At 71.0% G+C, this 17,061-nt stretch carries 13 protein-coding genes; 8 read left to right on the top strand and 5 right to left on the bottom strand.

The window, feature by feature from the left end; genetic code table 11:
* Nucleotides 1-7: 7 nt before the first annotated feature.
* The 3 genes from H6726_26625 (at nucleotide 8) to H6726_26615 (ending at nucleotide 4,791) form a co-directional block, all read left to right on the top strand.
* Entirely contained in the window at nucleotides 8-3,286 is a 3,279-nt protein-coding gene (locus H6726_26625; GenBank protein ID MCB9661252.1) for a C40 family peptidase, read from the top strand.
* Between the two features lie 99 nt (nucleotides 3,287-3,385).
* The gene (locus H6726_26620; protein MCB9661251.1) at nucleotides 3,386-3,835 is read left to right on the top strand and encodes a hypothetical protein; all 450 of its coding nucleotides are present in this window, start codon (nucleotides 3,386-3,388) and stop codon (nucleotides 3,833-3,835) included.
* A gap of 8 nt (nucleotides 3,836-3,843) precedes the next feature.
* On the top strand, nucleotides 3,844-4,791 hold the full coding sequence (locus H6726_26615; protein MCB9661250.1) for a hypothetical protein: 948 nt from the start codon (nucleotides 3,844-3,846) through the stop codon (nucleotides 4,789-4,791).
* 127 nt (nucleotides 4,792-4,918) lie between these two features.
* Here the strand turns inward: H6726_26615 and H6726_26610 are convergent, their stop codons facing one another.
* From H6726_26610 to H6726_26600, 3 genes are all read right to left on the bottom strand, one after another.
* A complete protein-coding gene (locus tag H6726_26610; protein MCB9661249.1) occupies nucleotides 4,919-5,857 on the bottom strand; it encodes a hypothetical protein in 939 nt (312 codons plus the stop codon).
* A 118-nt stretch (nucleotides 5,858-5,975) separates the two neighbouring features.
* Entirely contained in the window at nucleotides 5,976-6,770 is a 795-nt protein-coding gene (locus H6726_26605) for a hypothetical protein (protein MCB9661248.1), read from the bottom strand.
* Between the two features lie 43 nt (nucleotides 6,771-6,813).
* A complete protein-coding gene (locus H6726_26600) occupies nucleotides 6,814-7,962 on the bottom strand; it encodes an acyl-CoA/acyl-ACP dehydrogenase (GenBank protein MCB9661247.1) in 1,149 nt (382 codons plus the stop codon).
* A gap of 205 nt (nucleotides 7,963-8,167) precedes the next feature.
* On the opposite strand from H6726_26600, the gene H6726_26595 reads away from it, so the two are divergent.
* Nucleotides 8,168-9,226, top strand: coding sequence for an NAD(P)H-binding protein (locus H6726_26595; protein ID MCB9661246.1), 1,059 nt, complete (start codon nucleotides 8,168-8,170; stop codon nucleotides 9,224-9,226).
* Nucleotides 9,223-9,573, top strand: coding sequence for an arsenate reductase (glutaredoxin) (gene arsC, locus H6726_26590; protein MCB9661245.1), 351 nt, complete (start codon nucleotides 9,223-9,225; stop codon nucleotides 9,571-9,573). Before H6726_26595 ends, arsC begins: the two co-directional genes overlap by 4 nt.
* Before the next feature lie 97 nt (nucleotides 9,574-9,670).
* On the opposite strand, the gene H6726_26585 is transcribed toward arsC, so the two are convergent.
* Nucleotides 9,671-10,696, bottom strand: coding sequence for a PA0069 family radical SAM protein (locus H6726_26585; GenBank protein MCB9661244.1), 1,026 nt, complete (start codon nucleotides 10,694-10,696; stop codon nucleotides 9,671-9,673).
* A gap of 44 nt (nucleotides 10,697-10,740) precedes the next feature.
* On the bottom strand, nucleotides 10,741-11,790 hold the full coding sequence (locus H6726_26580; protein ID MCB9661243.1) for an AI-2E family transporter: 1,050 nt from the start codon (nucleotides 11,788-11,790) through the stop codon (nucleotides 10,741-10,743).
* Between the two features lie 175 nt (nucleotides 11,791-11,965).
* On the opposite strand from H6726_26580, the gene H6726_26575 reads away from it, so the two are divergent.
* From H6726_26575 to gspD, 3 genes are all read left to right on the top strand, one after another.
* On the top strand, nucleotides 11,966-13,360 hold the full coding sequence (locus H6726_26575; protein ID MCB9661242.1) for a sigma-54-dependent Fis family transcriptional regulator: 1,395 nt from the start codon (nucleotides 11,966-11,968) through the stop codon (nucleotides 13,358-13,360).
* 149 nt (nucleotides 13,361-13,509) lie between these two features.
* The gene (locus H6726_26570) at nucleotides 13,510-14,505 is read left to right on the top strand and encodes a hypothetical protein (protein MCB9661241.1); all 996 of its coding nucleotides are present in this window, start codon (nucleotides 13,510-13,512) and stop codon (nucleotides 14,503-14,505) included.
* Entirely contained in the window at nucleotides 14,502-17,054 is a 2,553-nt protein-coding gene (gspD, locus tag H6726_26565; protein MCB9661240.1) for a type II secretion system secretin GspD, read from the top strand. Before H6726_26570 ends, gspD begins: the two co-directional genes overlap by 4 nt.
* The last annotated feature ends 7 nt before the right edge of the window (nucleotides 17,055-17,061 follow it).

Here is a 17,061-nt window from a genome sequence, read left to right as displayed (position 1 = left end):
CGAGCTCATGTCAGAACCCACCTCTCCTGCCCCCCCGCGCGACGCGCGCTGCCTGCGCGCGCGCCCGTCGCCTGCGCGTGGGCGCGGGGTCGCTGCGACGGCGCACCTGCTGTGTGCATACCTGTTGGGCTGCGGCGGCCCGAGCGATGGCGAACCCGAGCCCGCCCCGGAGCCCGCGGCGGGCAGCGAGGCGAGCACCGCGTGCCCCGCCCAGGCGCGCGCCCCCGAGCGGCTCCCCGGGGTGCTCGCCGAGCACGAGCGCTTGGACTACTGGATCACGCGTGCCGCCGCCTATGGCGACGTGGACGCTCCGCTGCTCTCGGCCGACGAGGTGCGCGACCATGCCCTCTCCATGGCACACGCTGGCGGCGACGACGGCCCCATTGGCCAGGTCGATCTGCTCGAGCCGCTGCGCACCGACCGGCTCCTCACCTCGGTCAACGAGCGCTTCGCATTCCTCCGGGAGCGCTTCGCCAGCGGCGCGTTCGTCCACGCAGACGGGGGGCCATGGAGCGGCGAGGAGCGCCGGGCGCTACGACGACTCGACACCCTGCCCCCCGTGGCACCCAGCCTGCACGTGGCCCTCGAGCCGATCGACCTGCGCTGCGCTCCCTTCGAGACGGGCTACTTCACCCCCACGCGCGACCTCGACTTCGACCGCAACGCATGCAGCACGGTGCGGCCCCAGGAGGTGGTGCAAGTCCTGGCGCGCTGGCCTGGAGGGCTGCGGCTGGCACGCACGCGCTACGCCATCGGCTTCATCGCGGACGCCGCGGCGCTCTCCCCGCCTGTGCCCGTCGAGCACGAGCAGGCGTTCGTGCGTGGCCCCTTCGTGTTCATGCGGGGCGCGGCCACGCTCCGTGGGAGCGGTGGCGCGAGCGTCACGTTGCCAGCCGGCGCACGCGTCCCAACGCCGGCCCCCGGTGAGGCTCTCGGCATGACGGCCATGGGGGTGGTCCGCGGCCGCTTGGACGCCGAGGGGGTGCTCACCGAGCGCCCTCTGACGCGTCGCGGGGTCCTCACGGAGGCGTTCGCGCTGCTCGGGACCCCTTATGGCTGGGGCGACCACGCGGGCGGCCGCGACTGCTCGCGCTACCTGCTCGACATCTTCGACACGTTCGGCCTGCCCATGCCGCGGCACAGCGCTCAGCAAGCTCGCGCGGGCTCGTTCGTGGTCGACGTGGAAGGCATCGTCAGCGAACGCGACAAGCTGGAGGTCATCGAGGAAGCAGCCCGCTCGGGCATCGTGCTGCTGCACTTCCCTGGGCACATCATGCTCTACCTGGGTCGCGACGCCGCGGGCACGCCCATGGTGATCCACTCGTTCAGTGAGTACCTGTCGCCGTGCCAGCCGGAGGGCGAGACGCTCATGCGTGTCGATCGCGTAGCCGTGAGCGACCTGACACTGGGCGCAGACACTACCCGGCGCTCGTTCATGGCGCGCATCACGAAGGTGATCGTGCTCGGACGTGCGCCGACTGCGGGGCTCCAGGGCGCAGCCGAGAGGCGCCCTGCCGCGCCTCCGTCGCAGGCCCCGGAGGCGTGCGACGACTCGGTGTCGGTCGCCTTGTTCCAGTCACCGCGGCGTCCCAACCCGCAGCAGCCGCTGCGCGTGATGGTGAGCAGCAGCGAGGATCTGGGCCCCATCGCGCTCGCGCTGTTCGACCCGGCGGGCCAGCGCCACGTGCCGGCCGTGCACGTGCTGGGGGGGCCGCCGTTCACCTACTGGGCCGAGCAGCCGAGCCCCGTCGAGGGGACCTGGACCGCCGTGGCGGGCGACGGCACCCGCGTGCTCGCCTGCGAGCGCATCCACGTGCGCGGACACCGCGGCGGCCTGCGCCGGCACGAAGCCGACGTCGACCCAGCGTGGCGCTCCGTGTGGCGCTGGGACGAGGACACCGAGAACCTCTACGCCGGCTTCGTGGAGCAGCTCTTTGCGCCCACGACGCCCGGGCAGCGCGAGGCCCCACCGGAGGAGTCGACCTGGCCGAACCTGAGCGTGCTCGTCCGGGACCCGGCGCGGAACCTGCTGCACGATCACTTCGGCGCCCGCGAGGACGAGCGCGTGCGGCTGCGCCCGGACTGCGCCGACCTGCCCTACTTCCTACGCGCCTACTTCGCGTGGAAGCTGCACCTGCCCTTCGCGTTCCGCGCGTGCAACCGCGGCGCCGACGGTCGGCCCCCGGCGTGCGACGGAACGCCGCAGCACAACCACCTGCCCGTGCCCGGCACGGACGAGGTCAACGCGTTCCAGGAGTTCTCGCAGCGCGTGGCAAACACGGTGCACTCGGCCAGCGCCCGCACGCACCCGGACTCGAACGCGACGGACGTGTACCCCGTGCCTCTGCGGCGCGAGAGCCTCGCGCCCGGGACGGTCTTCGCCGATCCGTACGGTCACCTGCTGATCATCGCGCGCTGGATCCCTCAGACGGCGACCGAGTATGGCGTGCTGATCGGCGCAGACGCCCAGCCCGACGGAACCGTGGCGCTGCGCCGCTTCTGGCGCGGCTCGTTCCTGTTCTCTCCCGACACCAGCAGCGCGGGCGCGGGGTTCAAGGCGTTCCGGCCAGTGCGGGCGCGCCGCGAGGGTGTGCAGCCGCGCGCGAACGACGCGCTCGTCGGTGGCCCTCGGGCGTGGTCACGCCAGCAGTACGCGGGCAGCGCGGACGACTTCTACGACCGCATGGAGGCGCTCATCAACCCGCGCCCCCTCGAGCCCTCGGGGCAGCTGCGGGTGCTGGTGGACGCGCTCGACGAGGCCGCCCAGCGGCGCGTGCAGTCGGTGGACAACGGCGAGGCGTACGTGCGCCAGAACGGCCCTTCGGTGCCCATGCCGGAGGGCTACGCCATCTTCGAGACCACGGGTCCGTGGGAGGACTTCGCGACGCCCTCGCGGGACATGCGCCTGCTGATCAGCATCGACGCGGTCACCGGGTTCCCTGCGAGCGTCGTGCGGCAGCCGGGACGCTTTGGGGTGGGCCCCGCGGACGCCGCCGCCGTGGCCTCGCGGCTGGAGGGCGAGCTGAGCACGCTCTTGGCCGGGCGCGCCATCACCTACCGACGCAGCGACGGTGCCGCCCAGCGCGTGACCCTGCAGGATCTCGTCGCCCGGCAGCGCGCGCTCGAGCTGGCCTACAACCCGAACGACTGCATCGAACAGCGCTGGGGGGCCCCGGCGGGGAGCGCCGAGGCCAGCAGCTGCCGCCGCCACGCGCCCCCCGAGCAGGCGCGACGCATGGCCGAGTACCGCGCCTGGTTCGCCCGCCGTCAGCGGCCCGCCCGATAGCCAAGGCCACCGGATTTTTCCCGGGTAGGAGTTCGCCGCGACCTGCGTATACTCGCGCTGGAGCATCACACCGGTGGGGTGACCGCCAATGGAGGACGTATGAGCAGCGAAGAGAAGAAGGATCCACAGAACAAGCCTGGGCAGCTGACGCTCACGGACGAGGACATCACCAGTGAGCGCGCGATGGGTCGTCGTGGGATGCTCCAGACGGTCGGCGGCTCGTTGCTCGCCGGCGCGGTGGTGACCCTGGTCGGGGCGCAGGTGAAGGCCGAAGAGCCCACCGAGGCGGCGACGGACAGCGACCCGAACGACGCTGCGGGTCGCGGCCGCACCGGCCGCACGGACAACGACTCGGGCAGCAACGCCGACCAAGCTGGTCATGGGCGTGGCCGTCGTCGCGGGGGCGGGGGCGGCGGCAGCCGTCGCCGCAGCGGTGCCACCGACAGCGACTCCGGCGCCAACGCCGACGCCGCAGGGCGCGGGCGTACGGGCCGCACCGACAGCGACTCGGGCAGCAACGCCGACCAGGCCGGTCACGGCCGCCGCTGAGGTCGTCGGTGGGGAAACGCCCCGCCGCGTCTGGCTCGCAGCCAGCGGAGCCCACGTCACCCCCCTCGCTCGAGGTGCGGGTCGCGTGGGCTTCGTGCGTCTGGTTCGTGCTGGTGGGGCTCGCGCTCGCGCTCGCAGGGCGCACGTGGGCCTTTGCTCCATGGCGCGAAGCCGCCGCCGACGTGCTCTTCGGGACACCCACGTTCCCTGCCGCGCTCGAGCCCTTCGCCGCGCTCACGGACGTCATCATCGGTGGGTCCATCGTAGGCAAGTGGGTCGCCGCCGCCTGGCTGGTGGCCCACCCGCTGCGCGCGGGGGAGCGTTGGGCACACCGCGCCTTGGTGGCCGGGCTCGTCTGGTGGTTCGCGTGGGACTCGGGCATGTCGCTCGCGGTCGGGGCCACCTTCAACGTGTGGATGATCAACCTGCTGCCGTTCATCTCCTTCGGCGCCTTGCTCGCGTGGGCGCACCGCCGGGGCGCTCTCGACGCGGCGCGCGTCATGCGACCGCCCCACGCCCCCATCACTGCCAGCTGGCGCGCGTTGACCCTCGTCTGCTGGCTGTTCGTCGCCGTGGGCGTCGCGCTGAGCCTGGGTAGCACCTCGCTACTTTTCGGGGTGTACCAGCGCGCGGTCGCAGAGGCGTGGTTCGAAGGCGCGCTCACCGTAGAGGCGCTGACGTGGATGCGCTTCAGCTACGGCATCATCGGGGCCACCTTCGGCGCGCACTTCCTGATGTTGGCCCTCGCGCTGCACGGCGCGCCGGGACAGCGCTGGGTGCTCACGGCCGTCGCCACGTCGATGCTCGCGTGGTTCGTCGTGGACGCCACCGGGAGCGCGCTGCACGGCGCCTGGTTCAACGTGTGGTGGGTCGACGCCCCGAGCCTCGTGGCCGTGGCCATCCCATGGGCCCTCGCGCGGCGAGAAACACGGGCGCGCCAGTCTGCCACGCCCTGACGCTCTGTGCGCTCCGTCGACCACACCCGGAGCCTCGAGCCTGGACCGAGTACGCGGAGGGGAGCACGGTCACGCGCTGGAGCGGGCTCGTCGGCGCCCGCTGCGACATGGGGCTCCTCTCCGAGACTCAGGGGAGCACGGTCAGATGCTCGCTGCGCTCCTCGCGCACCACCATGTGGAAGTTCTGCGTCTGGCCCTGGGCCGAGACGGAGAAATTCACGTCCACCACCACGCTCAGCGTGCCGGTGGGAGGTCGCGTGCTGCCGTCCACGGGGAACGCTCCCGTCGCGTTCATCTGCATGGTGCCGCTGCGGAAGGAGGCCGAGGGGGGCAAGTTGGGCAACCCGCGCAGCTGGCCCTGAATGTTGGCGGTCAGGGTGAGGCAGGGCAGCGTGTCGACGGTGACGAGCTCGGTGGCGCGCACCTCGCCGCGCAACCGCATGTCGGGGGCACCGGTCGCCGCCAGCTGCTGCTGCGCCGCCGTCGCGTTCACGTTCCAGCGCTCACCCACCCGACGTGGGGTCTGTGAACCGAAGACCTCGTCGTCCGTGGTGTCGGTCGCGCTGCGGGAGAGCACGATGGAGAGCGCTTCCGCGACCTCCTCCGAGACGTCGCGACCGTTCACGCGCATGTGGCCGTCGCCCCCTGGCTGCGTGGACCGCTCCAACGTCAGCACCGTACCGACGGCCAAGGGGGTGGTCCGCGTCCCGTCCCGTGTGATCTCGAAGGCCTCGATGGTGTACTCGAGCGTGGTCGCCTTCCCGATGGCGCTGATCGCTGTGACGCGCTCCACCGCGACGAAGCGCACCTGCACGGTCTCATCGCGCACGGACTCGCGGTTGCGCCCGTTCACGCGTTCCATGGAGATCTGCTTGCTGCCGGTGAGCTCGACACGCGCGCGGGCGCCAACGGCGAGCGGCCGATGAAAGTGGATGTCGTAGCGCTGCGCTCCGCCCCGCTGGGCGGAGAGGGTCGCGGCGCTCGCGAGGACCACGGCGCAGGACGCGAGAGAGAGGGAGAGCGCGCGCGTGACGCTCGGGCGAAGATGGCGTGTCGTGAACTGCATGGGACCTCCGTCACCACCGGCTTACGTCGGGGCGCGGGGAATCTACCACGGCGTGTCTCCTGCGGGCGACGACGGAAGCCGCGGAGCAGGAGGGCATGCGTCGCGTGCCGCGCTTCGCTCAACGGCGGATGGGCGTGCCCGTCGGGCCCATGATGCTGACGCCCTGGTTGTTGCTGACCGGTGTCCCGGGGGCCGCCTGCACCGGCCGGCCAGCGGGAGCGGAGATGGCCTGCCCTGCGCGGGGCGCGATGGGCACGGCGTTGCCCCCCATCGGGTCCACGGCACCCGGAGGCAGCTCACGTGGGGTCTCGACGGGCGTGCGGGTCGCCTCGACGCCCTCCGCGGTCCGCCGAAACGAGACGACGGTGCTGACGGTGATGGGCGCGCGCGGCACGGGCGATCGAAACCTGACCGAGAGGGCCCGTGCCTGCATGCAGGCGAGGCCGCCAGGGGAGAGCCCACCAGAGACCGTCGCCCGCAGGACGGATCCGCCTTGGTCGACGACGGTCGAGACGCGCACGTCGATGGTGGCCGCGTCCGGCGCGCCCGCCACGCACTGGACGGGTTGGCCCAACGCCGCGTGAAGCTCGGCGCTGAGGTCGCGTGGTGGTCCCTGGGGCACGCCGTTCTCGATGCTGGGCTCTCCCGAAGACTCGCTGGGTGGCGCGTCGGTCGGGAAGGGCGCGGGGCTGCCGAACGCCTCGCCCAGGGGACGGCGGCCTGGGGGACGCGCCCTCTGACCCTCGTCGGCAGACGGCAGGTTCGCCACTGCAGCAGGGTTGGGTCCCTCGAGCCCACGGCCGGGTCGCTCGCGGACCTCGTCGGGCTCGCAGGCGGACGCAGGGAACAACGCGCCGATCAGCACGAAAGGGAGCAGGCGTGAGAGCGCGGAGGACAACGGACGGTCGGCCATGCGCAGCAGCATATCGCGGTCGGGCGGACGTGCGTGCGCGTCGTCAGTACGACTTCGGCAGCTGCAGCGAGTGCTGCGCGATGAAGTTGAGGATCATCTCGCGGCTGACGGGCGCGATGCGGAGCGTGCGGGCGACGCCCCACAGCGCCGCGATGCCGTACTCCTCGGACATGCCGTTGCCGCCATGCGTCTGGATGGCGGCATCGACCGCAGCGAGCGCAGCCTCCGCAGCGGCGTACTTGGCCATGTTCGCGGCCTCCGCGGCGTCCAGCCCCTGGTCGAACAGCCAGGCGGCCTTGGTGGTCATGAGGCGGGCCAGCTCGACCTCGATCTTGGCCTGCGCGAGCGGGTGGGCGATACCCTGGTGCGTGCCGATGGGCGCGCCGAAGACGGCTCGCTCGTTCGCGTAGCGAGCCCCCGCCGAGAGCGCGTAGCGCGCGATGCCGTTGCCCATGGCCGCCCCGAGGATGCGCTCGGGGTTCAGCCCGATGAACACCTGCTGCAGCCCATGCCCCGGGTTGCCCACCAGCCGCTCGGCCGGCACGCGCACGCCGTCGAAGAACAGCGTGAACTGACGCTCGGCCGCGACCAACTCCATGGGGATGGGGGTCTTGGTCAGGCCGGGCGCGTCGGCGTCCACCAGGAACAGGGACAGGCCAGGACGCCCGTCTGCGCCCTGCGTGGCCGCCACCACGAGGATGGCGTCCGCCTCGTCGACGCCCGAGATGTAGTACTTGGTGCCGCTCAACACCCAGTCGTCGCCGTCGCGCTTGGCCACGGTGGAGATGCGATGCGAGTTCGATCCGGCGTCGGGCTCGGTGATGGCGAACACGAGCTTGGTCTTGCCGGTAGCCAGGCCGGGCAGCCACGTGTCCTGCTGCGCCGGGGTCCCGAAGCGCGCGAGGATGGTGCCGCAGATGGCGGGGGAGACGAGCAGCAGCAGCAGCGGACAGCCCGCAGCCGCCAGCTCCTCGCTGACCATGGCCAGCTCGGTGATGCCCAGCCCGCCACCCCCGTGCGACTCCGGGATGTTGACCCCCAGATATCCCGCGTCGCCCACGGCGTTCCAGAGCTCGTCGAGCGGCTCCCCCGCGCGCGCCTTGGCCAGGTAGTACTCCCGCCCGAACGGCTTGGCGAGCGCACGGATCTCTTGGCGCAGGAGGGTCTGCTCTTCGGTCTCTTGGAAGTTCATGACAGGCCACGTACCACCGCTGGGGCGAGCGGCCCACCAGAAAATGAATGGCGGTTCATTTTCGCGTCGTGTGACAGTCGGCACGCTCCGCTTGCGAGCGCCACCGACCTGACCCAGAACGAGGCCTCGCCGCGTGGAAGCGCCGGCCTGCTCGGCAGCCCGTTCTCGGACAGGCCGCGAGCGAGAGAAGAAAGGGTGCGTCGCGATGAGTAGGTGGATGCTCTACGGAGCCAACGGATACACCGGCCAGCTGATGGTCGAGGAGGCCGCCCGCCGTGGCGAGCGCCCCGTGCTGGCCGGCCGACGCGTCGAGGTGATCCGCCCCCTGGCCGAGCGCCACGGCCTCGAGTACCGCGCCTTCGACCTGAGCGACCCGGCGGCCATCGCGGGACAGCTCGCGGACGTGGACGCCATCGCGCTCGCCGCCGGGCCCTTCTCGGCCACCAGCGCGCCCGTCGTGGACGCCTGCCTGCGGAGCGGCACGCACTACACCGACATCACCGGCGAGATCGACGTGTTCGAGGCATGCGCCGCGCGCGACACCGACGCGAAGGCGCGCGGCGTGGTCCTGCTGCCAGGCGCTGGCTTCGACGTGGTGCCCACCGACTGCGTGGCGGCGTCGCTGCATGCCGCGCTGCCCGACGCGACCGAGCTGGTCTTGGCGTTCCGTGGCGACGGCGCGTCCAGCCGGGGCACCACCAAGACGATGATCGAGGCGCTCCCGCACGGCGGCAAGGTCCGGCGCGACGGGCGCCTGGTGTCCGTCCCCACGGCCCACGAGACCCGCGAGATCCCCTTCCGCGACAAGACGCGCCTGGGCGTCGCCATCCCCTGGGGCGACGTGTCGACGGCCTACCAGTCCACGGGCATCCCGAACATCACCGTGTTCCTGGCGCTCCCGCCCGGTCAGATTCGCGGCATGAAGGCCCTGCGCCACGCGGCTCCCGTGCTGGGCACGAGCCTGGTCCAGCGCGGCCTGAAGGCGCTCGTGGAGGCCACGATGACCGGCCCGGACGCGCAGCTGCGCGAGCGCGCCAGCTCCACCATCTGGGGCCAGGTGCGCAACGCCGCGGGAGACCGCGTGGAGGCCACGCTGACCACGCCCGAGGGCTACACGCTCACGGCGCGCACGGCCGTGGATGCCACGCTGCGCCTGGCCAACGGCGAGGTGGAGGCCGGGGCCAAGACGCCATCTTTGGCGTTCGGCGCGGACTACATCACGTGCTTCGAGGACTGCGACCTGCGTGTGGGGGCAGTCTCGTGAGCCGCGTCACGCTCTGGCACAACCCACGCTGCAGCAAGAGCCGGGAGGCGCTGGCCCTGCTCGAAGGGCGCGGCGCGACGGTCACGGTGCGCCTCTACCTCGAGGACCCGCCAGACGCCGACACGCTGCGGGCCGTGCTCAAGAAGCTGCGCATGACGCCGCGCGAGCTGCTGCGCCGCAAGGAGGACGCGTACAAGGAGCTGGGCTTGGCTGACGAGTCGTTGTCCGACGACGCGCTCATCGACGCGATGGTGGCGCACCCGAAGCTGATCGAGCGCCCCGTCGCGCTCGCGGGGAAGCGCGCCGCGCTGGGTCGCCCGCCCGAGGACGTGCTGCGCATCCTGTGACGACCCGCGACGCCGCCAGGCACTCCGCGTGCGCCAGCCGCCCTGGTGAGTGCATGGTGCGCGGCCAACGCGACGCGCACGGCGAGGCGCGACGCGCTCAGCCCTCGAACAAGGTGAGCTGTCGACGCGGCTCGATGGGCCGGGCGAAGGGGCTGGGCCCGAGGGGCTCCGGGCCGCGCTGCAGGTCGTAGCCGAGACGCAACGCCGTCTTGCGGAACAGCTGCTCGACGAGCTGGTAGTGCTCACCCTCGCCGCGCATGCGCTCGTGGAAGCCCCCGCGCTGCCCGCTGCGCATCTCCCCCACGCGGCGCAGCACCTTGTCGGCCCGCTGCGGGAAGGCCTCGCGCAGGCGCTGTTCGAACACGGGGCGCACCTCGGCCGCGAGGCGCACCAGCGTCATGAAGGCCTTGTCCGCGCCCGCCTCGCGCGCACGCTCGAGGATCTCGGGGATCTGTGCGTCGTTCAGGCCGGGGATGGTGGGGGCTAGCGAGACCGTCGTGGGGACGCCCGCGTCGCGCAGCACCCGCAGCGTCTCGAAGCGCTTGCTGGGTGGCGAAGCGAACGGCTCCAGCAGCCGCGCGTCGTCGTCGTCGGCGAACGGGATGCTGACGGCGACGCGTGCATCGGTCTCGCGCGCGAGGCGCCCCAACAACGCCGCGTCGCGGCGCACGAGCTTGCTCTTGGTGATGATGTAGACTGGGTTCTTGTACTCGGCGCACACCTCGAGGCAGCGCTTGGTGAGCTCGTAGTGCGCCTCGATGGGCTGGTAGGGGTCCGTGTTGCCGCTGAACACGAGCGGGCGCCCCGCCCAGCTGGGCTTGCGGAACGCCTCGCGGAGCCGCTCGGGGGCGTTCACCTTCACGACGATCTTGCGGTCGAAGTCGGTCCCAGCGCCGAAGTCGAGATACTGGTGCGTGGGCCGGGCGTAGCAGTACGCGCAGGCGTGGAAGCAACCCCGGTAGGGGTTGAGGCTGTACTCGAAGCCGATGTCGGGGCTGTCGTTGCGCGAGAGCACGCTGCGCGCGTTCTCTTCGAACAGCTGCAACTCGGCCGGGGGCACGGGCCCGTCCCACTCGAGGCTGTGGTGCGCGAACGGGTTGGGTGGGTTGCTGACGAGGCGCATGCTGAACATCCGTATAGCACCCTCGCGGTTCGTCGCGCTACGGGTCAGGGCGAGCTGGGTTCGCTGGCGGGCGACAGGGCCTCTTCGGTCGGGCTGAGCAGGACAGCCACCCACGCCAGGTCCGTGGTGTGCTCGAGCCAGTGCTTGAGCATCATGGTGAGGGGGGCGCTGAAGAGCGCTCCCACGGGCCCGAGCAGCCAGCCCCACACGAGCATCGACAGAAAGACCACGAGCGACGACAGCCCGAGCGCTCTGCCCATCCAGCGGGGCTCCAACATGTTGCCGATGGTGAAGTTGACCGCGAGGTAGCCGGCTGCAACCGCCAAGGCGGCGCCGACCCCGTGCTGCACCAACGCCAGCAGGACGGGCGGGACGGCGGCGATGATGCTCCCGATGTTCGGGATGTAGTTGAGCAAGAACGCGAGGAGACCCCACAGCAGCGGCAGGTCGACGCCGCACACCCAGCACCACGCGGCGACGAGCGCGCCCGTCATCGCGCTCGTGCCGCTCTTCACGTACAGGTACTTGTGCACGTGCCCTACCCCGTCGCGCAGGTCGCTGAGGTCGGCGCGGTCCTCCACCACGCGCACCAGCTTGCGCTCGATGCCGACGGCCTCGATCAGCATGAACGCGACCATCAGCAGCATGATGAGGATGCGCGAGAGCAGCTCGGCCACGCTCTGTACGACCGAGCGCGCCATCCCGACCAGCACCCCCGGGTCGACCACCTCGCGCAGCGCAGCGAGTGACACGTCGACCCCGTGCGAGAGCAACCAGTCGGAGACGTGGGTGCCCAGCGTGCTCATGCGCTCCTCGTACATGGGCAGGCGCTGACTGAACGCGGTGACCGAGCCCGCGACGAACGTGATCAAGCTCGCCACGAGCGCGACGTCGACCAGCACGCCAGCCGCGATGGCTAGCGCCACGGGGACACCGCGGCGTCGCAGCCCGAGCACCAGCGGGGCCGTGACGGTGGCTAGAAAGGCCGCCAACACCAGCTGGCTCAAGAGAGGAGAGGCGAGCTTGATCCCTGCGGCGATCACCACCACGCAGGCGACCACCAGGGCGACGTTGGAACCTCGGCGTTGGACCACGCACCGACTGTAGCAGCCAGTGGGCGTCGCGGTGGGCACAGCGCATGCAGAGGCCGGACGTGCCGCCACCGTCGGGCGGCGAATTCACCGACGATTCCGCCTCGCGCACTTCGGACATCCTGTCTAGGTGTGACAGAATGTCCAAGACCGCTGCCAAAACGACCACGGACCACCGATGAGCCTCAGCGACCTCCCCATCCTCGTCGTGGACGACGACACCGCCAACCTCGAGAGCCTGCGCCGCATCTTCGAGCGTGAAGGCGCTCGCGTGCTGACCGCCACCAGCGGTCGGGCGGCGCTCGACGTGTGCCGCCAGCACCGCGTGGCCGTCGTGGTGACCGACCTGATGATGCCAGGCATGAGCGGGCTCGAGCTCCTCAAAGCGCTGGCCACGGTCGCGGCCGACGCCGAGGTGGTGCTCATGACGGCCTACGGGACCATCGAGACCGCCGTCGAGGCCATGCGCGGCGGCGCCTACGACTTCGTCGAGAAGCCGCTCAAGCGCATGCAGATCGTGAAGACGGTCGAGAAGGCGGCGGAGCGCTATCAACTGGTGGCGGAGAACCGCGACCTGAAGCGCGAGCTCACCGCGCTCAAGTCGCGCACCATCGTCGGTTCTTCCCCTGCGTTGCGCCACGCGTTGGACATCGCGTCCCAGGCGGCGCCATCGACGGCGACGGTGTTGGTGTTGGGCGAGAGCGGCACGGGCAAGGAGCTCTTGGCGCGCTACATCCACGAGCAGAGCCAGCGCACGGGCGCGTTCGTGGCCGTGAACCTGGCGGCCCTGCCCGAGACCATCGTCGAGAGCGAGCTGTTCGGGCACGAGCGCGGGGCCTTCACGGGCGCGCACGCCAAGCGCGACGGGCGCATCGCGCAGGCCGCGGGCGGGACGCTGTTCCTCGACGAGATCGGGGAGCTGCCACCCGCCGTGCAGGTCAAGTTGCTGCGCGTGCTGCAGGAGGGCGAGTACGAGCCCCTCGGCGGCAAGACCCAGCGGGCCACCTTCCGGCTGGTGGCCGCCACGCACCGGGACATGCGCGCCGCGGTGGCCAGCGGTGACTTCCGTGAAGACCTCTACTACCGGCTCAACGTGATCGCGCTGACCAGCCCGCCGCTGCGCGCGCGCCGCGACGACATCCCCATCTTGGCGGACCACTTCCTCGACGTGTACGCGCGCAAGAACGGCAAGCCGCCGCTGAAGCCGTCGCGTGAAGCGATGGCGCAGCTGGCCGAGTACGAGTGGCCGGGCAACGTGCGCGAGCTGGAGAACGTGATCGAGCGGGCCGTGGTGCTGAACCGCACCGGGACGCTCGGGCTGGAGGACCTGCCCGAGCACGTAGCGCACGCGCAGCGCCGAGGTGACCAGCTGGAGTTCGCCGTGGGCACCACCATGGCCGACCTGGAGCAGCGGGCCATCGACGCCACGCTGGCGCACACGGACGGGGACAAGCAGCTGGCCGCACAGCTGCTTGGGATCAGCGCCCGGACGATCTACCGCAAGCTCGCGGAGCGCGACGCCGCCCTGGGGATCGAGGCCGGCGCTCAGCCCAGCCGTGACATTTTGTCATAGGCCCGGGAGATCTCCGCGGCACGCGTGACAGGTTGTCCCGCCGCGGGTCCCTCACACCCCCGAACACGCGAGAAACATGGGTGTTTCGCTGGTGTCGGGGACATTTTCGGAGTAGGCACGCCCGTTGCTTTGCACGGGAATGAGTTCGTATGGGTACCCCTCGACAGCAGCGCGTCGCCGCCGTGATTCTCCTCTCCACGCTGGGGATGTGCGCCCTGTTCTTGGCGCAGGGCGCCACCAACCTGATGGGGGCGGCGCTGATCGACCGCGCACCCGTGGTGGGGGGGGACGAGCACGAGCGGCTGACCACCCCTGGCGCTGACGCCGTCGCCACCAACCGGCGGGTCGATGTCGACCACGACAAGGTCAAGCTGATGCTGCAGGGTCCTCCGCCGCCCGTGGTCGAGGAAGACGCCGGCGTCCCAGAAGAGGCCATTGCCGGGCCCAGCGACTGTGTCGACCACCCCTGCGACGTGCCTGCGTGCGTCGGTCAGGCCGTGCTCACGGCGGCCATCGTGACCGCCTCGCAGGCGCACTCCCTCGTGGCCATCACGCTCAACGGCGCGTCGCGCCTGTACCGCGTGGGCAGCACCGTGGATGGCAAGACCATCGAGTACATCGACCGCCACCACGTGTTCATGATCTCGGGCACGCAGCGCTGCTACATGGCCATGTTCGAGCCCGAGACCAGCGGCGCCCCCGGGGCGGCCGCCCCCGCGGTCGCCGAGGCCACCCCGACCCCGACCGCCACGCCCGCCACCACCGCCGAGAGTGGCGACGGAATCTCCAACGAGGACATGGAGTCGGGCATCACGCGCCAGAGCGACCGCAACTTCACCGTCCAGCGCAGCTTCCTCGAGGAGGTCATGCGCAACCAAGAAGAGATCATGCGCACCGCCCGCGTCATCCCCCACGAGGAGAACGGCCGCGTGGTGGGCGTGAAGATGTACGGCATCCGCCGGAACAGCGTGCTGGGCCGTCTGGGCATCCAGAACGGCGACATGGTCCGCACCATGAACGGCTTCGACCTCACCAGCCCCGACACTGCGCTCGAGGCCTACACGCGCCTGTCCGGCGCCGACTCCCTCTCCCTCTCGGTCGTCCGCCGCGGACAGCCGCTCACCATCGACTACAGCGTTCAATGAAGCTCACCACCGCGCTCCCCCTTCTGTGTTTCTCCGCGTCCGTCATGCTCGCGGGGCTGAGCTACGTCGACGCTCAGGAGGCCCCGCCCACGGGCGCCCGCGCGCGCATCCGCCGCGCTCAACCCAGCGTGCGCACGCGCCCGCCCAACCCTGCCGCGAACGGCACCTCGGGGGCCGAGGGCGTGACCGAGTTCGACAGCGGCGTGGACTTCCGCCCGATGTCGCCGCGCGCGCGCGTCACGTTCAACCTGGAGGAGGCCGACCTGCCCGACCTGGTGCGCCTGATCTCCAACATGACGGGCAAGCGCTTCATCCTCCCGGGCAAGGTGCGCGCGATCAAGGCGACGGTGTACGCGCCCACCAAGGTGACCGCGGCCGAGGCGTACAACGCGTTCTTGAGCATCCTCGAGGTCAACGGCCTGACGGTGGTGCCGGCCGGCCGCTACCTCAAGATCATGGAGACCGGGGGCATCGAGACACAGCCACTCGGCATGTCCGACAGCGGCGCCATTCCCGCACAGGACCGCTACATGACGCGCCTGCAGCGCCTCGACAACGTCTCGGCCGAGGACGTGGCCAACCTGCTGGGCCGCTTCAAGTCGAGCGACGGCAGCGTCATCGCGTACGCGCCGACGAACACCGTCATCATCACCGACACGGGGACGCAGATCCGCCGCATGCTGCGGCTGATCGAGGCCATCGACGTCGAGCGCACGGGCGAACAAATCTGGATCGAGCCCATCCACTACGCGACGGCGGCGGACCTCGCGGCGCGCCTGATCGAGATCTTCCCCCCCGCCGACGGCTCTGGGGGGGCGGCTGCCCAAGCGACGCCACAGCCCCGCCGTCGCGCTCGGGCGCCGCAGCCGGCCACGCCGGATGGCGCAGCGGCCGCTGGCGGCGCGACGGCCACCGTGGGTGAAGCCGGAGGACGCAGCGAGAGCAGCAGCATCACGAACATCATCGCGGACGAGCGCACGAACTCGCTGATCATCATCGCGACCGAGCGCGCCTACCTGCGCGTGCTCGAGATGATCCGGCAGCTGGACATCCCGCTCGAGGGCGAAGGCCGTATTCACGTTCACTACGTGCAGAACGGCGACGCCGCCGAGATCGCGGGCGCGCTGCAAGAGCTGATCGGCGGCGTGACCTCGACGCCTGCGACGCCGGGGCCGGGTGGCCGCGCAGGGGCTGCCGGGGCCGCGGGGGCCACCCCCGACCTCTTCGAGGGGGCCATCCGTGTCACTTCGTACGAGCCCTCCAACGCGCTCGTGATCACGTCGTCGCTGCACGACTATGCGGCGCTGCGGACGGTCATCGACCGGCTCGATGCGCCTCGTCGGCAGGTGTTCATCGAGGCCGTCATCATGGAGCTCTCTGTGAGTCGCTCCAACACGCTGGGCTTCACGTTTCACGGCGGCGTGCCTGACTTCCCCAGCAACGGTGACCTGACGCTGCTCGGCTTCGACGCGGCACGGACGGCCGTGCCCGGGATCTCGCAGGACATGCTGACGGGTGTCGCGCTCGGCATACGCGGCCAGAACATCGAAGTGCCGGGCGTGGGCTTGAGCGTCCCCGGCTTCGGCGTGCTGGTGACCGCTCTGGCATCTTCGGGCGACGCGAACGTGCTCTCCACACCGCACATCATCGCGATGGACAACGTCGAGGCCGAGATCAGCGTGGGTCAGAACATCCCCCTGCAGACCTCGGGTATCCCGTCCAGCGCGCTCTCGAGCCTCAGCGGCCTCGGCGGTCTCGCTGGGGGCACGACGGGCACGACCAGTGCGCTCGGCGGGCTCGCGGGTCTGGCAGGACTGGCCGGTAGCAGCGGCGGTTTCGGCTCGGCTCCACGCCAAGACGTGGGCACCACCATCCGCATCACGCCGCACATCAACCAGAGCAACCAGATCCGCATGGAGATCGAGGAGGAGATCTCGGAGCGCGGCGCCACCGAGGGCGCCCTGCAGGTCGTGAGCATCAACCGGCGCACAGCCAAGACCGAGGTCATGGCCCGCGACCAGCAGACCGTCGTCATCGGTGGGCTGATCCGCGACTCGGTCAACACGAGCGAGACCAAGGTGCCCGTCCTCGGCGACATCCCGCTCATCGGCGCGCTGTTCCGGCGCACCACCAGCCAGACGCAGAAGACCAACCTCCTGCTGTTCCTGACGCCCTACATCATCCGCGACCCGGCCGACCTGCGCGCCATCTTCGAGCGCAAGATGCGCGAGCGCCAGGAGTTCCTGGACCGCTACTTCGTGTTCGGAGGCGACGACTACGAGCCGCCCATCGACTACTCGCGCACGCGCGGCCTCATCGCCGAGATGATGCAGAACCTGCGCGAGCTCGAGGCGGCGCGCGTCCTGGCCGAGGCCGCCGAGGCGGAGCCGCCTCCGGAGCACGTGCCCCGCGCCCCCGTCGGCATCTTCATCCGCGACGCCGCGGGTGGGGAGGACGTGATGCTGATCGAACCCGACAGCGGCGACGCGGACGATGGCGGCAGCGCTCCGACCGCCGCACCCGTTGTTGACGGTGCGGGGGAGGAGTGACGGGCTC

The sequence above is a fragment of the Sandaracinaceae bacterium genome (genome assembly GCA_020633055.1).
Classification (GTDB): Bacteria; Myxococcota_A; Polyangia; order Polyangiales; family Houyiibacteriaceae; genus JADJJE01.
This window is presented reverse-complemented; position numbering and strand designations above follow the sequence as displayed.

Coding starts and splice junctions, on each gene's coding strand:
- H6726_26610 (MCB9661249.1), bottom strand. CDS start 5,857: ATGCAGTTCACGACACGCCATCTTCGCCCGAGCGTCACGCGCGCGCTC.
- H6726_26575 (MCB9661242.1), top strand. CDS start 11,966: ATGAGCCTCAGCGACCTCCCCATCCTCGTCGTGGACGACGACACCGCC.
- H6726_26595 (MCB9661246.1), top strand. CDS start 8,168: ATGAGTAGGTGGATGCTCTACGGAGCCAACGGATACACCGGCCAGCTG.
- H6726_26605 (MCB9661248.1), bottom strand. CDS start 6,770: ATGGCCGACCGTCCGTTGTCCTCCGCGCTCTCACGCCTGCTCCCTTTC.
- gspD (MCB9661240.1), top strand. CDS start 14,502: ATGAAGCTCACCACCGCGCTCCCCCTTCTGTGTTTCTCCGCGTCCGTC.
- H6726_26620 (MCB9661251.1), top strand. CDS start 3,386: ATGAGCAGCGAAGAGAAGAAGGATCCACAGAACAAGCCTGGGCAGCTG.
- H6726_26600 (MCB9661247.1), bottom strand. CDS start 7,962: ATGAACTTCCAAGAGACCGAAGAGCAGACCCTCCTGCGCCAAGAGATC.
- H6726_26585 (MCB9661244.1), bottom strand. CDS start 10,696: ATGCGCCTCGTCAGCAACCCACCCAACCCGTTCGCGCACCACAGCCTC.
- H6726_26625 (MCB9661252.1), top strand. CDS start 8: ATGTCAGAACCCACCTCTCCTGCCCCCCCGCGCGACGCGCGCTGCCTG.
- H6726_26570 (MCB9661241.1), top strand. CDS start 13,510: ATGGGTACCCCTCGACAGCAGCGCGTCGCCGCCGTGATTCTCCTCTCC.